We start from the raw sequence: 17,538 nt of genomic DNA on the forward strand, positions 1-17,538 counted from the left end.
CACCCCGCTGAGGGCACGGGCCGTGTGCGAGGCGATCGACCTGGAGATCGCGCCCAACACCGTCAACAACGTCCGACTGAAACTCAAGCGGCTGGTCGGACGCGGAATCCTGGTCGAACCCGAGCCGGGCCTGTTCACCCAGCCACGGCCATAGAAGGCTGACCGGTCCGAGGCCGGCCCGCCTACCCCAGACGAAAGCTCGAAACGGACATCACGTTACTTACCGTCCTCTGAGTTCTGTCAACGCTGGCTGGACAAGATCCGCGCCTCACTCGCGAGTTCGAAAGGTGTCGAACGAGGCACGGAGCGCGACATGCGGCACTGAACGACCAACCTTGCCGGTCGCGCGGTGACCGGGGTGCCCGCTCCGGGGGCGTGGCGCGCCGGTGGCCCCGGCAAGTGCGTTGCGCTAGCGGGGCGTTGGGGTCTTCGCGGTGGGCGGGGCCGGCTGGGGGCCGGGCGTGGTGAGGCGGGCGATGATGGCGGCGGTGGTTCGGGCCTCCGCGTGGTCGAGGCGACGGGACGAGCCGCGGAGGAGATGGCGGGCCTCGATCGCGGCGAGGGCGAGCAGGCCGGGGAGCAGGTCGGTGGAGCGGGCCGCCAGCCAACGGGTGCCACGGGTGGCCATCCACCACAGGTCGGCGCCGGGGACGGGGGCGGGGGTCGGCAGCTCGGCGGGTGGCGGGCCGACCGGGTGGCCGGATTCGGCGAGCAGGGTGTGGAAGCCGCGGGCGATCAACTGGTGCCCGGCGGCGCTGGGGTGGAGCCGGTCCACGCTCAGCAGGCTGCGCCGTTCCGTCCAGGGCAGGTCCGCGAGGTGCAGGTGCACCGCGTGGTGGTGCTCGGACAGTGCGTGGATCACCGCGTTGACGCCGCGCATCCGGCGCGCCAGTGGGCGGGCGAGCGGTGCGGGAAGTCCCAGCAGTCGGCCCGGGTCGGGCAGGCAGGCGGTGAGCGGGACGGTGCCGAATGACGCCAGCGAGGAGAGTACAGCGCCGAATTGACGTGCCGTCAGGTCGAGGTCGAAGGAGGCTCGCAGGGTGTCGTTGCCGCCCACCAGCACTGCCGCGTACTGCGGGCTCAGGGCGAGTGCGGTGGGTAGTTGGGAGACCAGCAGGTCGCGGCTGAGGGCGCCGCTGTTGGCGAGGTTGCGGAAGTCCACGGGGCCTGGCGAGAGGCTGGGCGCGAGCAGTGCCGCCCAGCCTCGCCAGCCGCCGGGGACGGGGTCGCCGACGCCCTCGGTGAGGGAGTCGCCGAGCGCAGCGAACCGAACCGTCATCACGTCCCTCCAGTGGGGTTGGGTGGGTCTGGGATGCGGTGGGGGAGTGGGCAGTTGGGGTCTGCGCACTACGGTGCGAGGTGGTGGGCGGCGGGTGCGGGGACGGTGGCGTGGTGGGCGGCGGGTGCGGGGACGGTGGCGTGGTGGGCGGCGAGGAAGGCGGTGACGGCGGCGTCCCAGCTGAACCGTTCGGCCCGGGCGCGGGCGGCGGCCCGGCGTTCGGCCTCGGGGCGGTCCAGCAACTCCCTTATGGCGTCGGCGAATCCGGGGCCGGTGTCGGCGGCCGCGAGGCCGGCCCGGCCGACCACCCGGGGCAGTGCGGAGGAACGGCTCACCGCGACGGGGGTGCCGCAGGCCAGCGTCTCGAGTGCGGCCAGGCCGAAGGTCTCCACCGGGCCCGGCGCGATCGCGGCGTCGGCGGTCGCCAACAGGGCTGCTAAGTCGGTGCGTTCGGCCAGGTGGCCGAGGAACGTCACGGGCAGCCGTAGTTCGGTGGCCTGCCGCTCCAGACGGCGGCGCAGCGGGCCCGTCCCGGCGACGGCCAGCACCGCCGGGATGCGGTGGTGGCGGCGCAGCTCCGCCAGTGCCTGAAGCGCCCGTTCCGGACGCTTCTCGCCCGACAGCCGCGAACACATCACCAGCAGCACCTGGTGCGGATCGGCCAGTCGCGCCCGCAGCGCCGGGTCGTGGCGGGCGGGGTGCATGGTCGTCAGGTCGACACCCAGCGGTGCCTGGGCGAGGTTGTCCGCGCTGATCCGCTCGAACTCCTCGGCCGCCCACGCCGTCGTGCACAGCACCGTGTCGAAGGCCTGCGCGGTGCGGGAGTTGAGCCGGTCCGCGAGGCCGCGTGCCGCGGGCCGGGGCAGGCCCCAGGTGCCGAGGACGCCCGTGGCGCTCTCGTGCGAGACCATCATCGACCGCACTCCGTGCGCCCCGGCCCAGGCGCCCGTCCAGCGCAGCGTGGTGCGGTCCGAGACCTCCAGTCTGTCCGGCGCCAACTCCTCGAGGACGGCCGCGAGTTGACGACGGTCCCGGAGCACCCGGTAGCCGCCGCTGCCCGGCACCCGGGGCCCGGGCAGCGTGATCACCCGGCCCTGCTCGGTCCACTCGTCGCTGCGGCGCGGCCCCGGGACGACCAGCACCGGCTGGTGGCCCGCCGCCAGGTAGCCCGCACCGAGGTGCCGGAGCGCCGTCCGCAGGCCGCCGGACACCGGCGTGACGAAGTTCGCTACCCGGACGATACGCAGTTCGCTGTTCACGCCGGCTGCTCCTCGACCAACTGACCGGCCGTGCGAGCGGTGAGGTCGGAGCCGGGCTGCACGTCGGCGGGGGTGGAAGGGGAGGGCTGCGGAGGTGTCGCTGGCGGTGGGACGGTGGCCGGTGTGTCGGCGTCGGCGTCGGCGTCGGCGGAGGTCAGGGAAAGCGCTTTCCCGTTGGTGTGGGCCTGAACGGGGACCGACAGCCCGTCGTTCGGGGTGGCAGTTGGCCCGGCCGTGCCGGAAAGCGTTTTCCCGTTGGTGCGGGGAGGTGTGCCCGCAGGGCGGGTGCGGTGCTCGGTGAGGACGTCCTCGTAGTGCTGGATGAGCTGGTCGCCGACAGCCTCCCAGGTGCGGTCGGTGACGTCGGTGCGGCCGGCCGCGCCGTAGCGGGTGCGGACGTCGGGGGCGGCGGCGAGGGTGGCGACGGCGCGGGCGACGGCCCCGGGGTCGCGCGGGGCGACCAGCAGGCCGGTGCGGTGGTGGCCGACCAGGTCGAGCGGGCCGCCGACGGCCGGCGCGACCACGGGGATGCCACTGGCCATCGCTTCCTGGATGGTCTGGCAGAAGGTCTCGAGCGGGCCGGTGTGCACGAACACGTCCAACGTGGCGAAGCAACGGGCGAGTTCGGCGCCGGTGCGGCGGCCGAGGAACACCGCGCCGGGCATCGCGGCCTTCAATGCGGGGGCGCTCGGTCCGTCGCCGATCACCACGACCCGCACCCCGGGCAGCCGGGAGGCCTCGGCGAGCAGGTCGACCCGCTTCTCCGGGGCGAGCCGCCCGACGTAGCCGACCAGTACCTCGCCGCCGGGGGCGAGCGAGCGGTGCAGGGCCTCGTCCCGGTGGTCGGGGTGAAAGCGCGCGGAGTCGACGCCGCGCGCCCAGATCCGGACGTTGCGCACGCCGTGCGCGGTCAGGTCCTGGGCGGCGGGGGTGGACGGGGCGAGATTGCGCGCGGCGGACCGGTGCACGGATCGGATCCGTGCCCAGGCGAGCGCCGAGCCCAGCCCCCGTCCCATCCGGTACGCCTGCGCGTACCCTGCCAGGTCGGTCTGGTAGACGGCCACCGTCGGCAGGTCGAGGCGCTCGGTGATCCGGGCGGCCCGCGCACCGAGCACGAACGGACTGGCGAGGTGCACCACGTCCGGCCGGTGGGCGGCCAGCGCGGCGGCCAGGCGGCGGCTGGGCAGCGCGATGCGTACCTGCGGGTAGCGGGGCAGCGGAACGGACGGAATGCGCACCACCGGCAGCGGTTCCCGGTCCGGGCCGAAGGACTGCGGCGGGCAGTGCGCGCCGCGGGCCGGCGCGGGCGTGATCACCAGTGGCTGGTGACCCCGCCGGACGAGGTGTTCGGCGGCCCGCAGCACGCTGTGGGCCACGCCGTTGACCTCGGGCGGGAAGGACTCGGTGACGATGGCGACTCGCATGCCAACGTTGTGGCCAAACAGGGCGTGCGCCCGGACAAAGGGATCTTTCCCGCAGGCGAACGTCTGCCGCCATTTTCGCACACCCAGGTGGCGCGGCTGCCGGCCCGTCGTGCGTTTCGCGCAAATGCTCTGCGCACTGTGCGCGAAGCTGCGCAGAACGCGGCTTGAACGAACACTTGACGTCATGTCGGGTTGCTGCTGCGATATGTACCGCTCAACTCGCTGGATCGGCCCCACCCCTCAACCGAACGGCCCCACAAGCGACTTGGCGCACCCCCACCCCCTCATCCGGTTCGGCCCGGCGACGCACTTCCCACCCTCCGCCCCCCGCCCGTAAAGGAGGAACCAGCATGCGAACCCCACTGCCAAGGCCGGGTAGCCCGAGCCGTCGGTACACAGCGGCCACGCTCGTGCTGCTGATGCTGGCGACACTGTTCGCCGTCGTCGGCCCGGCCGCCGCCGCACGCGCCACCACCGCCGGCAACGCCACAGGCGTCACCCGCTCAGGCGACACGTTCACCGTCACCACCTCCGGCAAAGCCGCCGCCCGGATCCAGCTGGCCCGCGCCGACATCTTCCGGATCTGGCTCTCGCCGAACGGCAAGTTCACCGACGACCCGGCCGGCAGCGACCTCGCCGTCACCACCTCCTTCGGCAGCGTCGGCGCCACCCTCGCCGACGCCGGAACCTACTGGCACATCGACACCAGCGCGATCACCCTGCGGATCAACAAGTCCCCGCTCACCTTCGCGCTCTACCGCGCCGACAACAGCACACTGCTCTGGGCCGAATCCCAGCCCACCAGTTGGACCGCCAGCCAGACCACCCAGTACCTGAACCGCGGTGCGGACGAGCAGTTCTACGGCACCGGCCTGCACCTGGGGGAGTGGGCGCTGCGCGACAAGACCGTTCCGGTCGCCGTCTCCAACCAGTGGACCGAGAACAGCAACGCCAGCCCCGCCCCGTTCTACATGTCCACCAACGGCTACGGCGTGATGCGCAACACCTGGGCCCCCGGCAGCTACAACTTCGGCACACCCGCCCAACTCACCCACAACGAAAGCCGGTTCGATGCCTGGTACTTCGCCGGGAACTCACTGAAGGACGTGCTGAACGCCTACACCGACGTCACCGGCAAACCCTTCCTCGCCCCCATCTGGGGACTCGAACTCGGCAACGCCGACTGCTTCAACGCCTCCAACCCCGCCTACACGGGCGACCACAACCGGCTGCGCCACCAGACCACGCCCGACGTGGTCGGCTACGCCACCGACGCCCGCGCAGCCGACATGCCCTCCGGCTGGTTCCTGCCCAATGACGGCTACGGCTGCGGCTACACCGACCTGCCCACCGCAACCGCCGGCCTGAACGACCGCGGCTTCCACACCGGCCTGTGGACCTCCACCGGCCTGAGCAACATCAACTGGGAAGTGGGAACGGCCGGTTCGCGCGCCGTCAAGACCGACGTGGCATGGATCGGCGGCGGCTACAAGACCGCGTTCACCGGCGTCAACCAGGCCGTGGCCGGCATCGAGAACAACTCCGACGGCCGCCGCTTCGTCTGGACCGTGGACGGCTGGGCCGGCACCCAGCGCAACGCCGTCGTGTGGACCGGCGACACCCACGGCACCTGGGACGCCATGCGCTGGCACGTCCCGTCCATCGCGGGAGCGGGCCTGTCCGGCCTCAACTACGCCTCCGGGGACGTCGACGGCATCTACGACGGCAGCCCGAAGACCTACGTCCGAGACCTCCAGTGGAAAGCCTTCACCCCCGCCTTCATGACCATGTCCGGCTGGGGCGCGAGCAACCCGTCCACCGGCTACAACGACAAGCAGCCCTGGCGGTTCGCCGACCCGTACCTGTCGATCAACCGCAAGTACCTGCAGCTGAAGATGCGGCTGATGCCGTACATGTACACCATGAGCCGGAGCGCCACCGACACCGGCGTGCCCGCCACCCGCGCCATGGTGCTCGAATACCCGGAAGATCCGGTCGCACGAGGGAATCTGACGAGCAGTCAGTTCATGGCGGGTGATTCGTTCCTGGTCGCCCCCGTGGTCAGCGACACCTCCGTGCGCGACGGAATCTACCTGCCCGCGGGCAACTGGACCGACTACTGGACCGGAAAGACCTACACCGGCCCGGGCTGGCTCAACGGCTACAGCGCACCGCTCGACACCCTGCCGCTGTTCGTCAAGTCCGGTGCCATCGTGCCGATGTGGCCGCAGATGAACTACACGGGCGAGAAGCCCGCCTCCACCCTGACCTACGACATCTACCCGCGCGGGAACTCCTCCTTCAGCCTCTACGAGGACGACGGCACCACCCGCGCCTACCAGAGCGGCTCCTACTCCCGCCAGCAGGTCAACGTCACTGCGCCCAGCGGAGGTTCGGGTGACGTCACGCTGGCCGTCGCCGCCGCGAACGGCAGCTACACCGGTCAACTCGCCGCCCGCGACTACGAGTTCACCGTGCACGCGGCAAGCGCACCGAACGGCGTCACGGCGGGGGCGTCCACGCTGGCCCGGCTGAGCAGCAAGGCCGCGTACGACGCCGCAAGCACCGGTTGGTACTTCGACGCCGCCGACCGTTCCGGCACGCTCTGGATCAAGGCCGGCAACCACGCCGTCACCAGCGCCTTCAGCGTCACCGCGACCGGCCTCACGCTGCCCACCGGTGCCCCCGTCACCGCCAGCGGGCCCATCCCGCAGGCGAATTGGAAGGTCGTCTCCACCGACAGCCAGGAGACCGCCGCGGAGAACGGCGCCGCGACCAACGCCATCGACGGCAACAGCGGCACCCTCTGGCACACCCAGTGGTCCACCACCGCCACCCCGCTGCCGCACGAGATCCAAATCGACCTGGGCGCCCGCTACAGCGTCGACAGCCTGACCTACCTGCCCCGCCAGGACGGCGGCGTCAACGGCCGGATCGGCAACTACGAGATCTATGTCTCCGACAGCACCAGCAGTTGGGGCGCCCCCGTCGCGGCCGGGACGTTCGCCGACACCTCGGCCGCGAAACCCGTCAACTTCACTGCGAAGAGCGGGCGTTACGTACGTCTACGAGCCCTGAGCGAAGCCGGCAACCGGGGCCCGTGGACCAGCGTCGCAGAGATCACCGCCACCGGAACGCCCGTGCCGTAGCCGAGAGTTCGCCGCCCGCCTCGTGCCTGCCCCGACCCGCCACGCGGGAAGGGGCGGGCACGAGGGCGTTCTGCGCGGGGTGCTCAGGGCGGCGGTGCTGAGGACGACGACGCTCAGGGCGACGGCGCTGAGGACGACGACGCTCAGGGCGGCGGTGCTCAGGGCGGCGGTGCTGAGGACGACGACGCTCAGGGCGACGGTACTCAGGGCGACGGTGCTCAGGGCTTCGGATGCGGCAGCGGGCGCGCAAGCCGGCGGACCTCGTCCAGTCGGGCCGGGTCGGGCTCCTGGCGGGTGAAGAGATCGTGCCCGACCACCGTCGACTCCCACTCGTCCGGAGCCTCCGCGGAACGCGTCAGCAGCCAGGCGGCCGAGATCCACTCCGCCCCGTTCCGCTGGTACTGGCCGCTCCAGGTCGTCACCGAACCCGCGTCGCCCAGCTCGTTGTGCCACGCCACCGCCCAGCCCACCGCCGTTCCGTGCCCGGGCTGCGCCGGTGCCACCAGGCGTCCCACCAGCGGATACGCTCCGCTCGCCAGGCCCGTCGCCGAGACGTAGGTGCCGGTCAGTGAACCCTCCGGACCCTCCACCAACCGCATGTGCGAACCCAGTTCGCTGTACCAGTCGCCGGTGATGCCCACGCTGCTCCTCCCGTCGTCGCCCCCGGCCGCACCGTGTCCGGCCCGGACACGGCAGCCACCACTGTGCCGCCCCCGGCCGCCCGGGCAACGGCGACGCGCGGACGTCCCACGACGGATGACCCGAGCTGCGGACATCCCGGGGCCGCTCAGAACCTGCCGCCCCGGGGCCCGGATGCCCCCGGGGGCGGGTGCACCCCCGCGACCGGGGAGAATGGTGTCCGGACGGAACGATCCGAGCCCGCCGCCCGCCCCGCCCCGCCTCGCAGGAGACCCCGCACCGTGACCGATCAGCAGCACCCCACCCAGACCGGCCGTCGCCTCGACCTGCTCGCCGACTGCTCCTCCTGCTTCGGGCTGTGCTGCGTCGCCCTGCCCTTCGCCAAGTCCGCCGACTTCGCGGCCAATAAGAACGCCGGCACCCCCTGTCGCAACCTCGACGCCGACTACCGCTGCGGAATCCACGTCAAGCTGCGCGACCGCGGCTACCAGGGCTGCACCGTCTTCGACTGCCTCGGCGCCGGCCAGAAGATCTCCCAGCACACCTTCGAAGGCCGCAGCTGGCGCGAAGACCAGGACACCGCCCGACAGATGTTCGACGCCTTCCCGGTGATGCGGCAACTCCACGAACTGCTCTGGTACTTGACCGAGGCGCTGGAGCTCCCCAAGGCCCGCCCGGTGCACGCCGAACTGCGCCGCGCGAGTGATGCCATCGACGAGCTGACCCGCCGGGACGCCGCCGCCCTGATCGCCGCCGACGTCCCCGCGATCCGCGCCGAGACCAGCGAACTCCTGCTGCGGGCCAGCGAGTTGACCCGCAACGCGCTGCCCGGCAAGAAGCGCAACCACCGCGGCGCGGACCTGATCGGAGCCAGGCTCAAGGGTGCCGACCTGCGTGGCGCGAACCTGCGGGGTGCCTACCTGATCGCCGCCGACCTGTCCGGTGCGGACCTGCGCAGTGCCGACCTGATCGGGGCCGACCTGCGCGACGCCGACCTGCGCGGCGCGGACCTGACCGGGGCGCTGTTCCTGACGCAGTCCCAACTGGCCGCCGCCAAGGGCGACTCCACCACCAGCATCGGCTCCGGACTGGTCCGGCCTGCTCACTGGTGACGCGCCGGTTCGCCCGGTAGGTGGGTGGGCGTGGCGCGTCGGAGGGGGCGCGAGGGGCGCGCGGGGACCCCGGAAACGGGATTAATGGACTGCGGCCGGTGCGGTGCGCGCGTATGGTCATGAACTCCCCGACGCGAGAGGAGGATCATCCGCGATGGGACTGTTCAAAGACGCCCCGCCCACTGCACATCCGGAGTTCACCAACCTACGGTTCATGGCCGCCGGTTCGCCCTCGTGGTGGAAACGCAACCGCCACAAGGTCGTTGGCATCGTCGGCCTGCTGATCGGATTCTGGCTGGCCGGACACCACGACACCGCAGCACCCGCAACACCGGCGGCACCCGCGGCGCCCACCGCACCCGCCGGGTCCTGCACCCCGACCGGGCACTGACCGCCGGGCACGGACCGTTGGAAAGTGACCACCGGGCGCTGAGTGGCCGGCGCCGCCCGTGAGTTGGGGTTCAGCCGTCAACGACCGATGACACACGTAGGCCCTCGGTTCCACCCGTTCAGACAACGGGTGGCACCGAGGGCCGAGTTCACTCACCGCCGCTCGGCCTGGCGTCCGGATCGGACGCGGGGCGCTTCGACGGAGGTGGCTTCAGGCGTCACTTGCCGCCGTGCAGGGCGCTGAGCGTCGCCTCGAACGCGGCACCGGAGTTGCGCGGACGGTTGTACGGCAGCTTGCTCAGCATCGAGCCCATCGCGCAGGTGTTGGTGGCCGCCGAGAACGCCAGACCGAAACCGACCGCGGCCGACACCCAGCGCGCGCCCGGTACAGCCAGGTCGACCACGACGCCGGCCAGCACCAGCGAGCCCGCCACCATCCGGACCTGGCGGTCCAGGCCCCAGCGGACCTTCTCGCCCGGCACCTTGTTCAGCTGGTGGCCGCCGGCCGCCCAGGCGGCGGTCCCGCCGGAGACCAGCAGCGTCGTGATCCCGGCGGCGGACAGCTGCTCGCACGCGTTGACGGCCCGGGCGCCCGAGGCGCAGGTGATCGCCAGCTCGCCGCGGGCGGCGGCGGCGCGCAGGGCGGGCAGCGCCTGCGACAGCTGGTCCAGCGGCACGTTGTGGGCGCCGGGAATGTGGCCGCCGGCGAACTCGCCGGGCGACCGCACGTCGATGACGGTCAGCTGCTGAAGCCGGGGCTGGAGCTGGTCGACGGTCAGGGGCGTGGTCATAGGTAGTGGGGCCTTTCGGGCAGGAGTGACCCGGCATGCGGTTGCCGCCGGGCGGGGGAGTGGACCGAAAGCGCAGGTGGGGCTGCGCGGTGGAGGTGGCGCGGTGCCTGGCGCGGGGCTGTGGGCCCGGCGGTCAGAGCACGGCGTCCACCAGCATCAGGGCGGCGACCGCGAGCAGGGCGCCGGCGAAGATGCGCTGCAGGGTGCGGCCGGACAGCTTGGACGCCAGCCGCTTGCCGTCCCACGCGCCGAGGATCGCAGCGGCCGCGAACGGGCCGACCACGGCCCACGGGATGTCGGCGGCACCGCCGAGGCGGGGCAGCAGTGCGGACAGCGAGTTGAGCGTGATCACCAGCAGGCTGGTGCCGATCGCGTCGGCCATCGAGAACGCCAGGAACGACACCAGCGCGGGCACGGCGAGGAACCCGCCGCCGACTCCCAGCACGCCGGTCGCCGCACCCAACCCCGCCCCCGCCAGCGCGGACCGCCGCGCGGACGCGGGAACGGGTGAGGTGGCGGCGGTGTCGGGCTGATCGGTGTGGTCGTCGTGCTCGGAAGGCAACGGGAAAGCGTTTTCCGTGTGCGGGTCCGCGACCCGCAACGTCCCGGGCGCGCCGTCGGCCGTCGCCTGCGACACGCCCGTCCCGCCGTCGAGCACCCGGGCCGGTTCCGGCGCCCGGGTCGGTTCCGGCGCCCGGGTCGGTTCCGGAATCGACGCGTGCCCCGCGACCCGGCGGCTGCGCGGCGCGCGTCCGGCGGACAGCATCCGCCAGGCGGCCAGTGCGGCGAGCAGGGAAAACGCGGCGGTCAGCGCCGAGCCGGGCAGATGACGGGAGAGGGCGCCGCCGAGTGCCGCGAACGGGAGTCCGGCGGCACCGAACAGCAGGCCGCTGCGCCAGCGGACGCGTCCGGCCTTGGCGTGCGCGACCAGTCCGGTGAGGGAGGTCACGGCGACGATCAGCAGGCTGGCGGTGGTCGCGGTGCCGGGAGTCAGTCCGAGCAGGTAGATCAGCGCGGGGACGGCCAGCATGCTGCCGCCGCCGCCGAGTCCACCGAGGGCCAGCCCGACCACCGCGCCGGCGATCAGAGCGAGGATGACGGCGGTCATATCGCGGTGCCGCAGGAACACTCGCCCTGGTGCGACGGAAGCCCCGCCTGCAGCCAGGCGCGCATTCCGCCCACCACGTTGACCGTCCGCACGCCGCGCGCGTTCAGCAGGTCGGTGGCCACCTGCGAACGGTTCCCGGAGCGGCACAGCGCCAGCACAAGCGGTCCGTCGGCGCCCGGTACGAGGTGCCCGTCGAGGGCGCCGGGGCTGTCCAGGCTGCCGAGCGGGACGAGGACCGAACCCGGGGCGTGCACCTCGGCGTACTCCGCGGGCTCGCGGACGTCGAGCAGCAGTGCCTCGCCGGCGGCGGCCAGGCGGTGCGCCTCGGCGGCGTCGATCTGCGCGGGAGCGGGCGGCTGGTGGAACAGGGCCACGGGGTCCTCCTGGGCGGTGATGAGGGTGGGACGTGCGGGAGTGGTGCGGGGTCCTCCGGCGGTACTTCGCGGCGCTCGGCCGTCCCGAGGAAGATACCGGAGGGGGTATATCGTTGGGATCGAGCATATACCCCCACCCGTATCGCTCGGGATCCGCTACAGTCGAGAACTGCCTGCAATAATACCCATGGGGGTATCGGCGGGCTCGGGTGTCGGGCATATCGGCCCCGCACCCGTACCCGCCCGCGGCTCCGCACCCGTATCGCGCCCGCACCTCCACCCTCCAGCCGAGACCGGCCGACGCAGAGATGAGGACATCCGTGTTCTTCGCCCAGTACTACCTCGAGTGCCTCTCCCAGGCCTCGTACCTGATCGCGGACGAGACCACCGGCCGCGCCGTGGTGATCGACCCGCGCCGGGACGTGGACGAGTACCTGGCGGAGGCCGAAGCGCGCGGCTTCACGGTCGAGGGCGTCATCAACACCCACTTCCACGCCGACTTCCTCTCCGGCCACCTCGAACTCGCCGACCGCACCGGCGCCTGGATCGGCTACGGGCAGCGTGCCGAGACCGAGTACCCGATCCGCAAGCTCGCCGACGGCGAGCGGATCAGCCTCGGCACCGTGGAACTGGAGATCCTCGAGACGCCCGGCCACACCCCCGAGTCGATCAGCGTCCTGGTCCGCGAGAACGCCGACGACACCGTCCCGTACGGCGTGCTCACCGGCGACGCCCTGTTCATCGGCGACGTCGGCCGCCCCGACCTGCTGGCCTCCGCCGGCGTCACCGCCGACGAGCTCGGACGGATGCTGTACGACAGCGTCCAGCGCAAGCTGATGGCGCTGCCCGACGACGTCCGGGTCTACCCCGCGCACGGCGCCGGCTCCGCCTGCGGCAAGAACCTGTCCACCGAGCTCCAGTCCACCATCGGACAGCAGCGCGCCACCAACTACGCGTGCGCGCCGATGACCGAGGACGAGTTCGTGGCCATCGTCACCGCCGGCCAGCCCGCCGCCCCCGGCTACTTCGGCTACGACGCCGACCTCAACCGGCGCGAGCGCGACCTGCTCGATGCCGCCGCGCTCGACACCCCGCTGGACGCCGAGACCTTCCTCGCCCGTCGCGCCGAGGGCGCCGTCGTCGTCGACGCCCGCGACCCGCTCGACTTCGCCGCCGGACACCTGGCCGGCGCCATCAACGTCCCCGCCGACGGGCGCTTCGCCGAACAGTCCGGCACCGTCCTCGACCCCGCCTGGACGCTGCTGGTGGTCGCCCCCGAAGGCCGCGAACAGGAGACCGTCACCCGCCTCGCCCGGATCGGCTTCGACCGCGTCGCCGGCCACCTCGCCGACCCCGAGACCACGTTCCGCTCCGTGCCCGAGCAGATGCGCCAGGCCGCCCGCCGCACCGTCGCCGACCTGCGCACCGAACTCGCGGGCAGCGAGCCGCCGCTGGTCCTCGACGTGCGAGGCGGCGCGGAGCGCGACGGCGGACTGATCCCCGGCTCGATGCACCTCCCGCTGGCCGAACTCCCCAAGCGCCTGGCCGAGATCCCGCAGGACCGCGCCGTCGTCGTGCACTGCGCCGGCGGCCACCGCTCGTCCATCGCGGCCAGCCTGCTGCGCCACCACGGCCACCCGCAGACCTCCGACCTGCTCGGCGGCTACGGCGCATGGGAGTCCGCAGTCTGACCGCCAACCACCGCACCACCCCGACCGGTGGGCGGGAATGCCCCGCCCACCGTCCCGGTTGATACCGGCGGGGGTATTACCGGCCCCACCCGGCACCCGCCGGGGAAGGCCCAGCACGAGGAGGAGACCCGATGCAGGTGGACGAGGCGGCCGTCGGCGCCGTACTGAACCGGCTGCGCCGCGCCCAGGGCCAACTGGCCGGCGTCATCGCCATGATCGAAGCCGGCCGCGACTGCAAGGACGTCGTCACCCAGCTCGCCGCCGTCTCCCGCGCGCTCGACCGGGCCGGCTTCAAGATCGTCGCCAGCGGCATGCGCCAGTGCATGGCCGAGGCCGAGGAAGGCGGCGCCCCCATGAGCGAGGCGGAACTCGAGAAGCTCTTCCTCACCCTCGCCTGAGCGGCGTCCTGCGCTTCTGGTGCCGGTGCTTTCGGTGCCTTTGGTGCCTTCGGTGCTTTCGGAGCCTTTGGCCGGGGCACGCCGCTTGTGAACGAACCCCGGGTGCGCCGTGGTCGCGCCTGGGGTTTCGTGCGTGTGCGGGGCGGGGCTGCCCGGATTCGATCGGATCGGTTCGGTTTGGTTCGAATCGGTTCGGATCGGTCTGAACTGGTTCGGATCTCGACCGGTTTTGCGGTGTCGGCTATGCCAGGGTGAGGAAGAGCTTCTCCAGCTCGGCCTCGGTCATCGGCGGCGTGTTCTCGTCGGCGGAGGCGAGGCATTGACGCATGCCGCTGGCGAGAATTTTGAAGCCGGCCCGGTCGAGGGCGCGCGAGACTGCGGCGAGTTGGGTCACCACGTCCTTGCAGTCGCGGCCGGCCTCGATCATCGCGATCACGCCGGTCAGTTGGCCCTGGGCTCGGCGCAGCCGGTTCAGCACCGCGCCGACGGCCTCCTCGTCCACCTGCATCGAGCACTCCTCGCCTTCTCTGAACTCGCCCGATCATACGGGAGCCGTACGGTCGTACCTGCCGCCGTGGTCGTGGGCGGGCTGGTCGGTCAGTGTGCGGCGCCCGCTCGGGGCCGCAGAACGTCCTCGCGGTTGGGTACGAGGACCGGCTGCTCGGACGGGTGGGCGGACGGGTGGGCCGGCCGCTCTGATGGGTGGGCGGGCCGCTCTGATGGGTGGGCCGCGGTGGGCGGGACGGTGTAGGCCGCGGTGGGCGGGACGGTGTAGGCCGCGGTGGTCGGGGCGGTGTAGGCCGCGCAGTCAGGGACATCGGGGTGGCGCCGCTGGTCCACCACCCGCTGGGCGGCGGTGGCCAGTTGGCGCCGGCCGGGGAACAGCGCGGGCGGCAGCTGCGGCAGGAACTCGACCTCGGCGGCCAGGCCGCGTACCGAAACCACCCGCCACAACGAAGACAGCAGCCCGTCCTCACCGACGAAGGCCGGCGCGGTACTCGGACCCGCCGCCGTGCGGTAACGCAGCACCAGTGGTTGGACGGGGACGTCGGCGCGCACCGCCGCCTCGAACAGGGCCGGGCGGAACCGTCCGCCGACGCGCCCGCACCAGGTACTTCCCTCCGGGAAGACCACCACCCGCTCGCCGCGGCGCAGCGCAGTCGCGATCTCGTCGACCGTGCCGGGCAGTGCGCGCAGCCGCTCCCGGTCGATGAAGATGGTGCCGCCCCAGGAAGTCAGCGGGCCGAGCACTGGCCAGCGGCCGACCTCGGTCTTGGCCAGCATCCGGCCCGGACGGACGGCAGCGACCAGCGGAATGTCCAGCCACGAGATGTGGTTCGACACCACCAGCGAACCACCAACCTGCTTGCCCGGAACGCCGATTGGCCGCACTCGCACCCCCAGCGAGGCCAGCAGCAGCCGCGCCCAGCAGCGCACCAGGCGCTCGGTCGGCAGCCACCGCAGTGCCCGCACCGCGGGCGTTGCCACGACACCCGCGAGCAGGATCGTCACGCAGCCGGCCAGTCGCAGCACTCGGTGCGCGACCCCTGCGCGCGGTTCGGAGACCGTCACACAGGCGCCGGGCGTGCATGGCGCGGTCGGCAGCCAGGCGCTCATGCCGCGGTCGCCGTTCTGGCCGAAGTGGCGTTCGTACTGCGGGAGTTGTCGGCTTTGCTGGTGTCGCTGGTGATGGTTGAGATCGGCAGGTCCGCCGCTGCGGACAGGAAGTGCCGGAGGTAGCGCGGGTCGGTGCGCTCCAGCGACAGCAGGACGTACAGGTCCGCCACGTTGAAGTCGGGGTCGAACGCGGGCTCGCCGCACACCCACGCGCCGAGGCGCAGGTAGCCGCGCAGCAGTGCCGGGATCGGGGTCCGCCCCTGCCGGGCCACCCCGTCTGCCGACCACGGACGCAGGGGGGTGACTCGATACTCCTGCGGCGCAAGGTACTTGGCGGACACCGCGTCCCACACTCCGGCGGCGGCGGTGCCACCGTCGGACAGCGGGACCGAGCAGCAGCCAGCCAGCCACGCGTTGCCGGTGGCCGTCATGTAGCGGGCGATGCCGCCCCACATCAGGTTGATGACCGCGCCGTTGCCGCGGTGCGCCTCGGCGATGCAGGACCGGCCGACCTCCACCAGGCCGTCCCGCAGACCGCCGAGCCGGCCCAGGTCGAACTCGGTGTCCGAGTACAACCTGCCCGCGTGGCGCGCCTGTTCGGGACGCAGCAGTCGGTACGTGCCGACCACCTCGCCGCTCGACTGCTCGCGCACCAGCAGGTGGTCGCAGAACTCGTCGAACGGGTCCGCGTCCAGGCCCGGCAGCGGCGACTCCAGCACCGCCCCCATCTCCTGCGCGAACACCTGGTACCGCAGCCGCTGCGCGGCGCGCACGTCCTCCGCGGTCCGGGCGAATACCAGTTGGTACGACGGCTGTTGGCCCGCCACGGCGTGGGTGTTGGTCGAGGGTGACTGGGCAGGGCGGGCGGAGGTGGTGGCCATGGCTGACTCTCCGGGGTCTCGGGGCGCGATACGGTGGCGGCGAACAGCACGGGACGACACGCGACGACACGACGCCCGCTGCCGGTCCGCCGGTCCGCCGGTCGGGCGGCGCCGGTCAGAAGCGGCATGGGTATGTCTCCCCGACCCGACTGGCCCTCAGGTGGACGTCCGACGGAGATCAGATGTGCACATGCTGAATGGCCGGTTCGGCGAACGGAGTTCACCGATTTGGGGTGCGGCGGGGCGGTGGCGGGGCGGGCCGGGGATGGGGTGGGTCGGTGCGTGGCCGGCTCTCTCCGGACGCCCCGTGGTCATCCGCCGGACGCGGGCCGGTCGTCCGGTCGCCACACCGCTCTGTCAGCCTTCCCGGCATGCCGAACACGGGCGTGAACGCCTACCCGAGCCGGTACCGGTGGCTCGGGCTCCTGGGTTCGCTCGCTCTGGCCGTCGGGGCCCTCAGCGCAGGCGCTCGGTCCGCCGCTGACACCGGCCCTGCGCTGCGTGCTTCTGGCGGTGCGGGTACCGTGCTGGTCTTCGCGGGGCTCGCCGTTCTTGTCGCCGCCTGGCTGTTGATGGGGCGACCCGTTGACGGTCAACCGCCGCCCGGTGAGCGCTGGTTGAACGTCACGCTGATCTGGTGGGTCGCCCCGCTGCTGCTCGTGCCTCCGCTGTTCAGCCGTGATGTCTACAGTTACCTTGCCCAAGGTGCCATGCTCGCCCACGGTTTGGACGTCTACACGCACGGGCCGGCCGACCTCGGCGGGCCAACAGCCGTACAGATACCGCAGGTTTGGCAGCACACTCCCGCTCCCTACGGTCCTGCCTTCCTGCTGGTGGCCCGGGCCGTCGCTCCGCTCGCCGAACACCCGTGGGTCGGAACGGTGGTGCTGCGGCTGGCTGCTGTTCTCGCCGTTGCCGCGATTGCCGCCCTGCTGCCCGCGCTCGCCCGCGCGCTCGGCGTCGATCCGGCCGCCGCGTTGCGTCTGGGGGTGCTCAATCCGCTGGTGTTGGTCCACCTGATCGCCGGTGCGCACAACGATGCGCCGGCGCTTGCCCTGCTGCTCGGCGGTCTGCTTGCCGCCACTCGGCGGCGTGCTGTGCTCGCCGCCGCCCTGGTCGCCCTGGCTGCCCTGGTGAAGGCCCCTGCCGCGCTCGCTCTGCCCGTGGTGTGCCTGGTCGCTGCTGCGGACCGTACTTGGCGGGCCCAACTGTGGACGAGCGCACGGGCTTTGGGGGCGGCCGCCGGCACGGTGCTTGCCTTCACCGCCGTTGCGGGCACCGGTTACGGATGGATCTCAGCCCTCACCACCCCGGCCACCAACTCCAGTTGGTCTCTCAGAGGACGGTATGTGACGTGATGTCGCTTCTGTCATCACCAGAACGTGTGGTGCCGATGCGTCCGCGCTGATCGGGGTGTCCGGCCGTG

The 17,538-nt window shown here is 72.3% G+C and carries 15 protein-coding genes and 1 pseudogene; 6 read left to right on the forward strand and 10 right to left on the reverse strand.

What is annotated here, in order from left to right; all coding sequences use genetic code 11:
* Positions 1-409: 409 nt before the first annotated feature.
* From ACIHEI_RS36950 to ACIHEI_RS36960, 3 genes and pseudogenes are all read right to left on the reverse strand, one after another.
* Positions 410-1,279: an SGNH/GDSL hydrolase family protein gene (locus tag ACIHEI_RS36950; protein WP_396609916.1), complete on the reverse strand. Its 870-nt coding sequence runs from the start codon at positions 1,277-1,279 to the stop codon at positions 410-412.
* Between the two features lie 68 nt (positions 1,280-1,347).
* The gene (locus ACIHEI_RS36955; protein ID WP_396609917.1) at positions 1,348-2,538 is read right to left on the reverse strand and encodes a glycosyltransferase; all 1,191 of its coding nucleotides are present in this window, start codon (positions 2,536-2,538) and stop codon (positions 1,348-1,350) included.
* Positions 2,539-2,825: 287 nt separating this feature from the next.
* Positions 2,826-3,962 (reverse strand): annotated as a pseudogene (locus ACIHEI_RS36960) (glycosyltransferase family 4 protein); the annotation flags it as partial.
* Between the two features lie 419 nt (positions 3,963-4,381).
* Here ACIHEI_RS36960 and ACIHEI_RS36965 point away from each other — a divergent pair.
* Positions 4,382-7,111 carry a TIM-barrel domain-containing protein gene (locus ACIHEI_RS36965; protein ID WP_396609918.1) on the forward strand — a complete coding sequence of 910 codons (2,730 nt, stop codon included), beginning with the start codon at positions 4,382-4,384 and terminating at the stop codon, positions 7,109-7,111.
* Positions 7,112-7,329: 218 nt separating this feature from the next.
* Here ACIHEI_RS36965 and ACIHEI_RS36970 read toward each other — a convergent pair whose 3' ends face one another.
* A complete protein-coding gene (locus tag ACIHEI_RS36970; RefSeq protein ID WP_396609919.1) occupies positions 7,330-7,752 on the reverse strand; it encodes an avidin/streptavidin family protein in 423 nt (140 codons plus the stop codon).
* Positions 7,753-8,031: 279 nt separating this feature from the next.
* On the opposite strand from ACIHEI_RS36970, the gene ACIHEI_RS36975 reads away from it, so the two are divergent.
* Together ACIHEI_RS36975 and ACIHEI_RS36980 are read left to right on the forward strand one after the other, a co-directional pair.
* Positions 8,032-8,862 (forward strand): pentapeptide repeat-containing protein, encoded by an 831-nt coding sequence (locus ACIHEI_RS36975; RefSeq protein WP_396609920.1) that lies wholly within the window; start codon positions 8,032-8,034, stop codon positions 8,860-8,862.
* A gap of 154 nt (positions 8,863-9,016) precedes the next feature.
* Positions 9,017-9,253: a hypothetical protein gene (locus ACIHEI_RS36980; protein WP_363481916.1), complete on the forward strand. Its 237-nt coding sequence runs from the start codon at positions 9,017-9,019 to the stop codon at positions 9,251-9,253.
* A 217-nt stretch (positions 9,254-9,470) separates the two neighbouring features.
* Here ACIHEI_RS36980 and ACIHEI_RS36985 read toward each other — a convergent pair whose 3' ends face one another.
* From ACIHEI_RS36985 to ACIHEI_RS36995, 3 genes are all read right to left on the reverse strand, one after another.
* Positions 9,471-10,043, reverse strand: a complete 573-nt coding sequence (locus ACIHEI_RS36985) for a rhodanese-like domain-containing protein (RefSeq protein WP_387633684.1) — start codon at positions 10,041-10,043, stop codon at positions 9,471-9,473.
* Between the two features lie 133 nt (positions 10,044-10,176).
* Entirely contained in the window at positions 10,177-11,151 is a 975-nt protein-coding gene (locus ACIHEI_RS36990; protein ID WP_396609921.1) for a sulfite exporter TauE/SafE family protein, read from the reverse strand.
* Positions 11,148-11,525: a rhodanese-like domain-containing protein gene (locus ACIHEI_RS36995; RefSeq protein WP_392943689.1), complete on the reverse strand. Its 378-nt coding sequence runs from the start codon at positions 11,523-11,525 to the stop codon at positions 11,148-11,150. Before ACIHEI_RS36995 ends, ACIHEI_RS36990 begins: the two co-directional genes overlap by 4 nt.
* Positions 11,526-11,845: 320 nt before the next feature.
* On the opposite strand from ACIHEI_RS36995, the gene ACIHEI_RS37000 reads away from it, so the two are divergent.
* On the forward strand, positions 11,846-13,216 hold the full coding sequence (locus ACIHEI_RS37000) for a rhodanese-like domain-containing protein (protein WP_392943687.1): 1,371 nt from the start codon (positions 11,846-11,848) through the stop codon (positions 13,214-13,216).
* Between the two features lie 131 nt (positions 13,217-13,347).
* Positions 13,348-13,614 (forward strand): metal-sensitive transcriptional regulator, encoded by a 267-nt coding sequence (locus tag ACIHEI_RS37005; RefSeq protein ID WP_043911727.1) that lies wholly within the window; start codon positions 13,348-13,350, stop codon positions 13,612-13,614.
* 241 nt (positions 13,615-13,855) lie between these two features.
* Here ACIHEI_RS37005 and ACIHEI_RS37010 read toward each other — a convergent pair whose 3' ends face one another.
* The 3 genes from ACIHEI_RS37010 to ACIHEI_RS37020 form a co-directional block, all read right to left on the reverse strand.
* The gene (locus ACIHEI_RS37010) at positions 13,856-14,122 is read right to left on the reverse strand and encodes a metal-sensitive transcriptional regulator (RefSeq protein WP_043911730.1); all 267 of its coding nucleotides are present in this window, start codon (positions 14,120-14,122) and stop codon (positions 13,856-13,858) included.
* Positions 14,123-14,211: 89 nt separating this feature from the next.
* A complete protein-coding gene (locus ACIHEI_RS37015) occupies positions 14,212-15,231 on the reverse strand; it encodes a lysophospholipid acyltransferase family protein (RefSeq protein WP_396609922.1) in 1,020 nt (339 codons plus the stop codon).
* Positions 15,228-16,112 carry a GNAT family N-acetyltransferase gene (locus tag ACIHEI_RS37020; protein WP_396609923.1) on the reverse strand — a complete coding sequence of 295 codons (885 nt, stop codon included), beginning with the start codon at positions 16,110-16,112 and terminating at the stop codon, positions 15,228-15,230. Before ACIHEI_RS37020 ends, ACIHEI_RS37015 begins: the two co-directional genes overlap by 4 nt.
* 371 nt (positions 16,113-16,483) lie before the next feature.
* Between ACIHEI_RS37020 and mptB the strand changes: the two genes are divergently transcribed.
* Positions 16,484-17,470, forward strand: coding sequence for a polyprenol phosphomannose-dependent alpha 1,6 mannosyltransferase MptB (gene mptB / locus ACIHEI_RS37025; protein ID WP_396609924.1), 987 nt, complete (start codon positions 16,484-16,486; stop codon positions 17,468-17,470).
* Positions 17,471-17,538 lie beyond the last annotated feature (68 nt).

This window comes from Kitasatospora sp. NPDC051984 (genome assembly GCF_044593455.1).
Lineage (GTDB): Bacteria > Actinomycetota > Actinomycetes > Streptomycetales > Streptomycetaceae > Kitasatospora.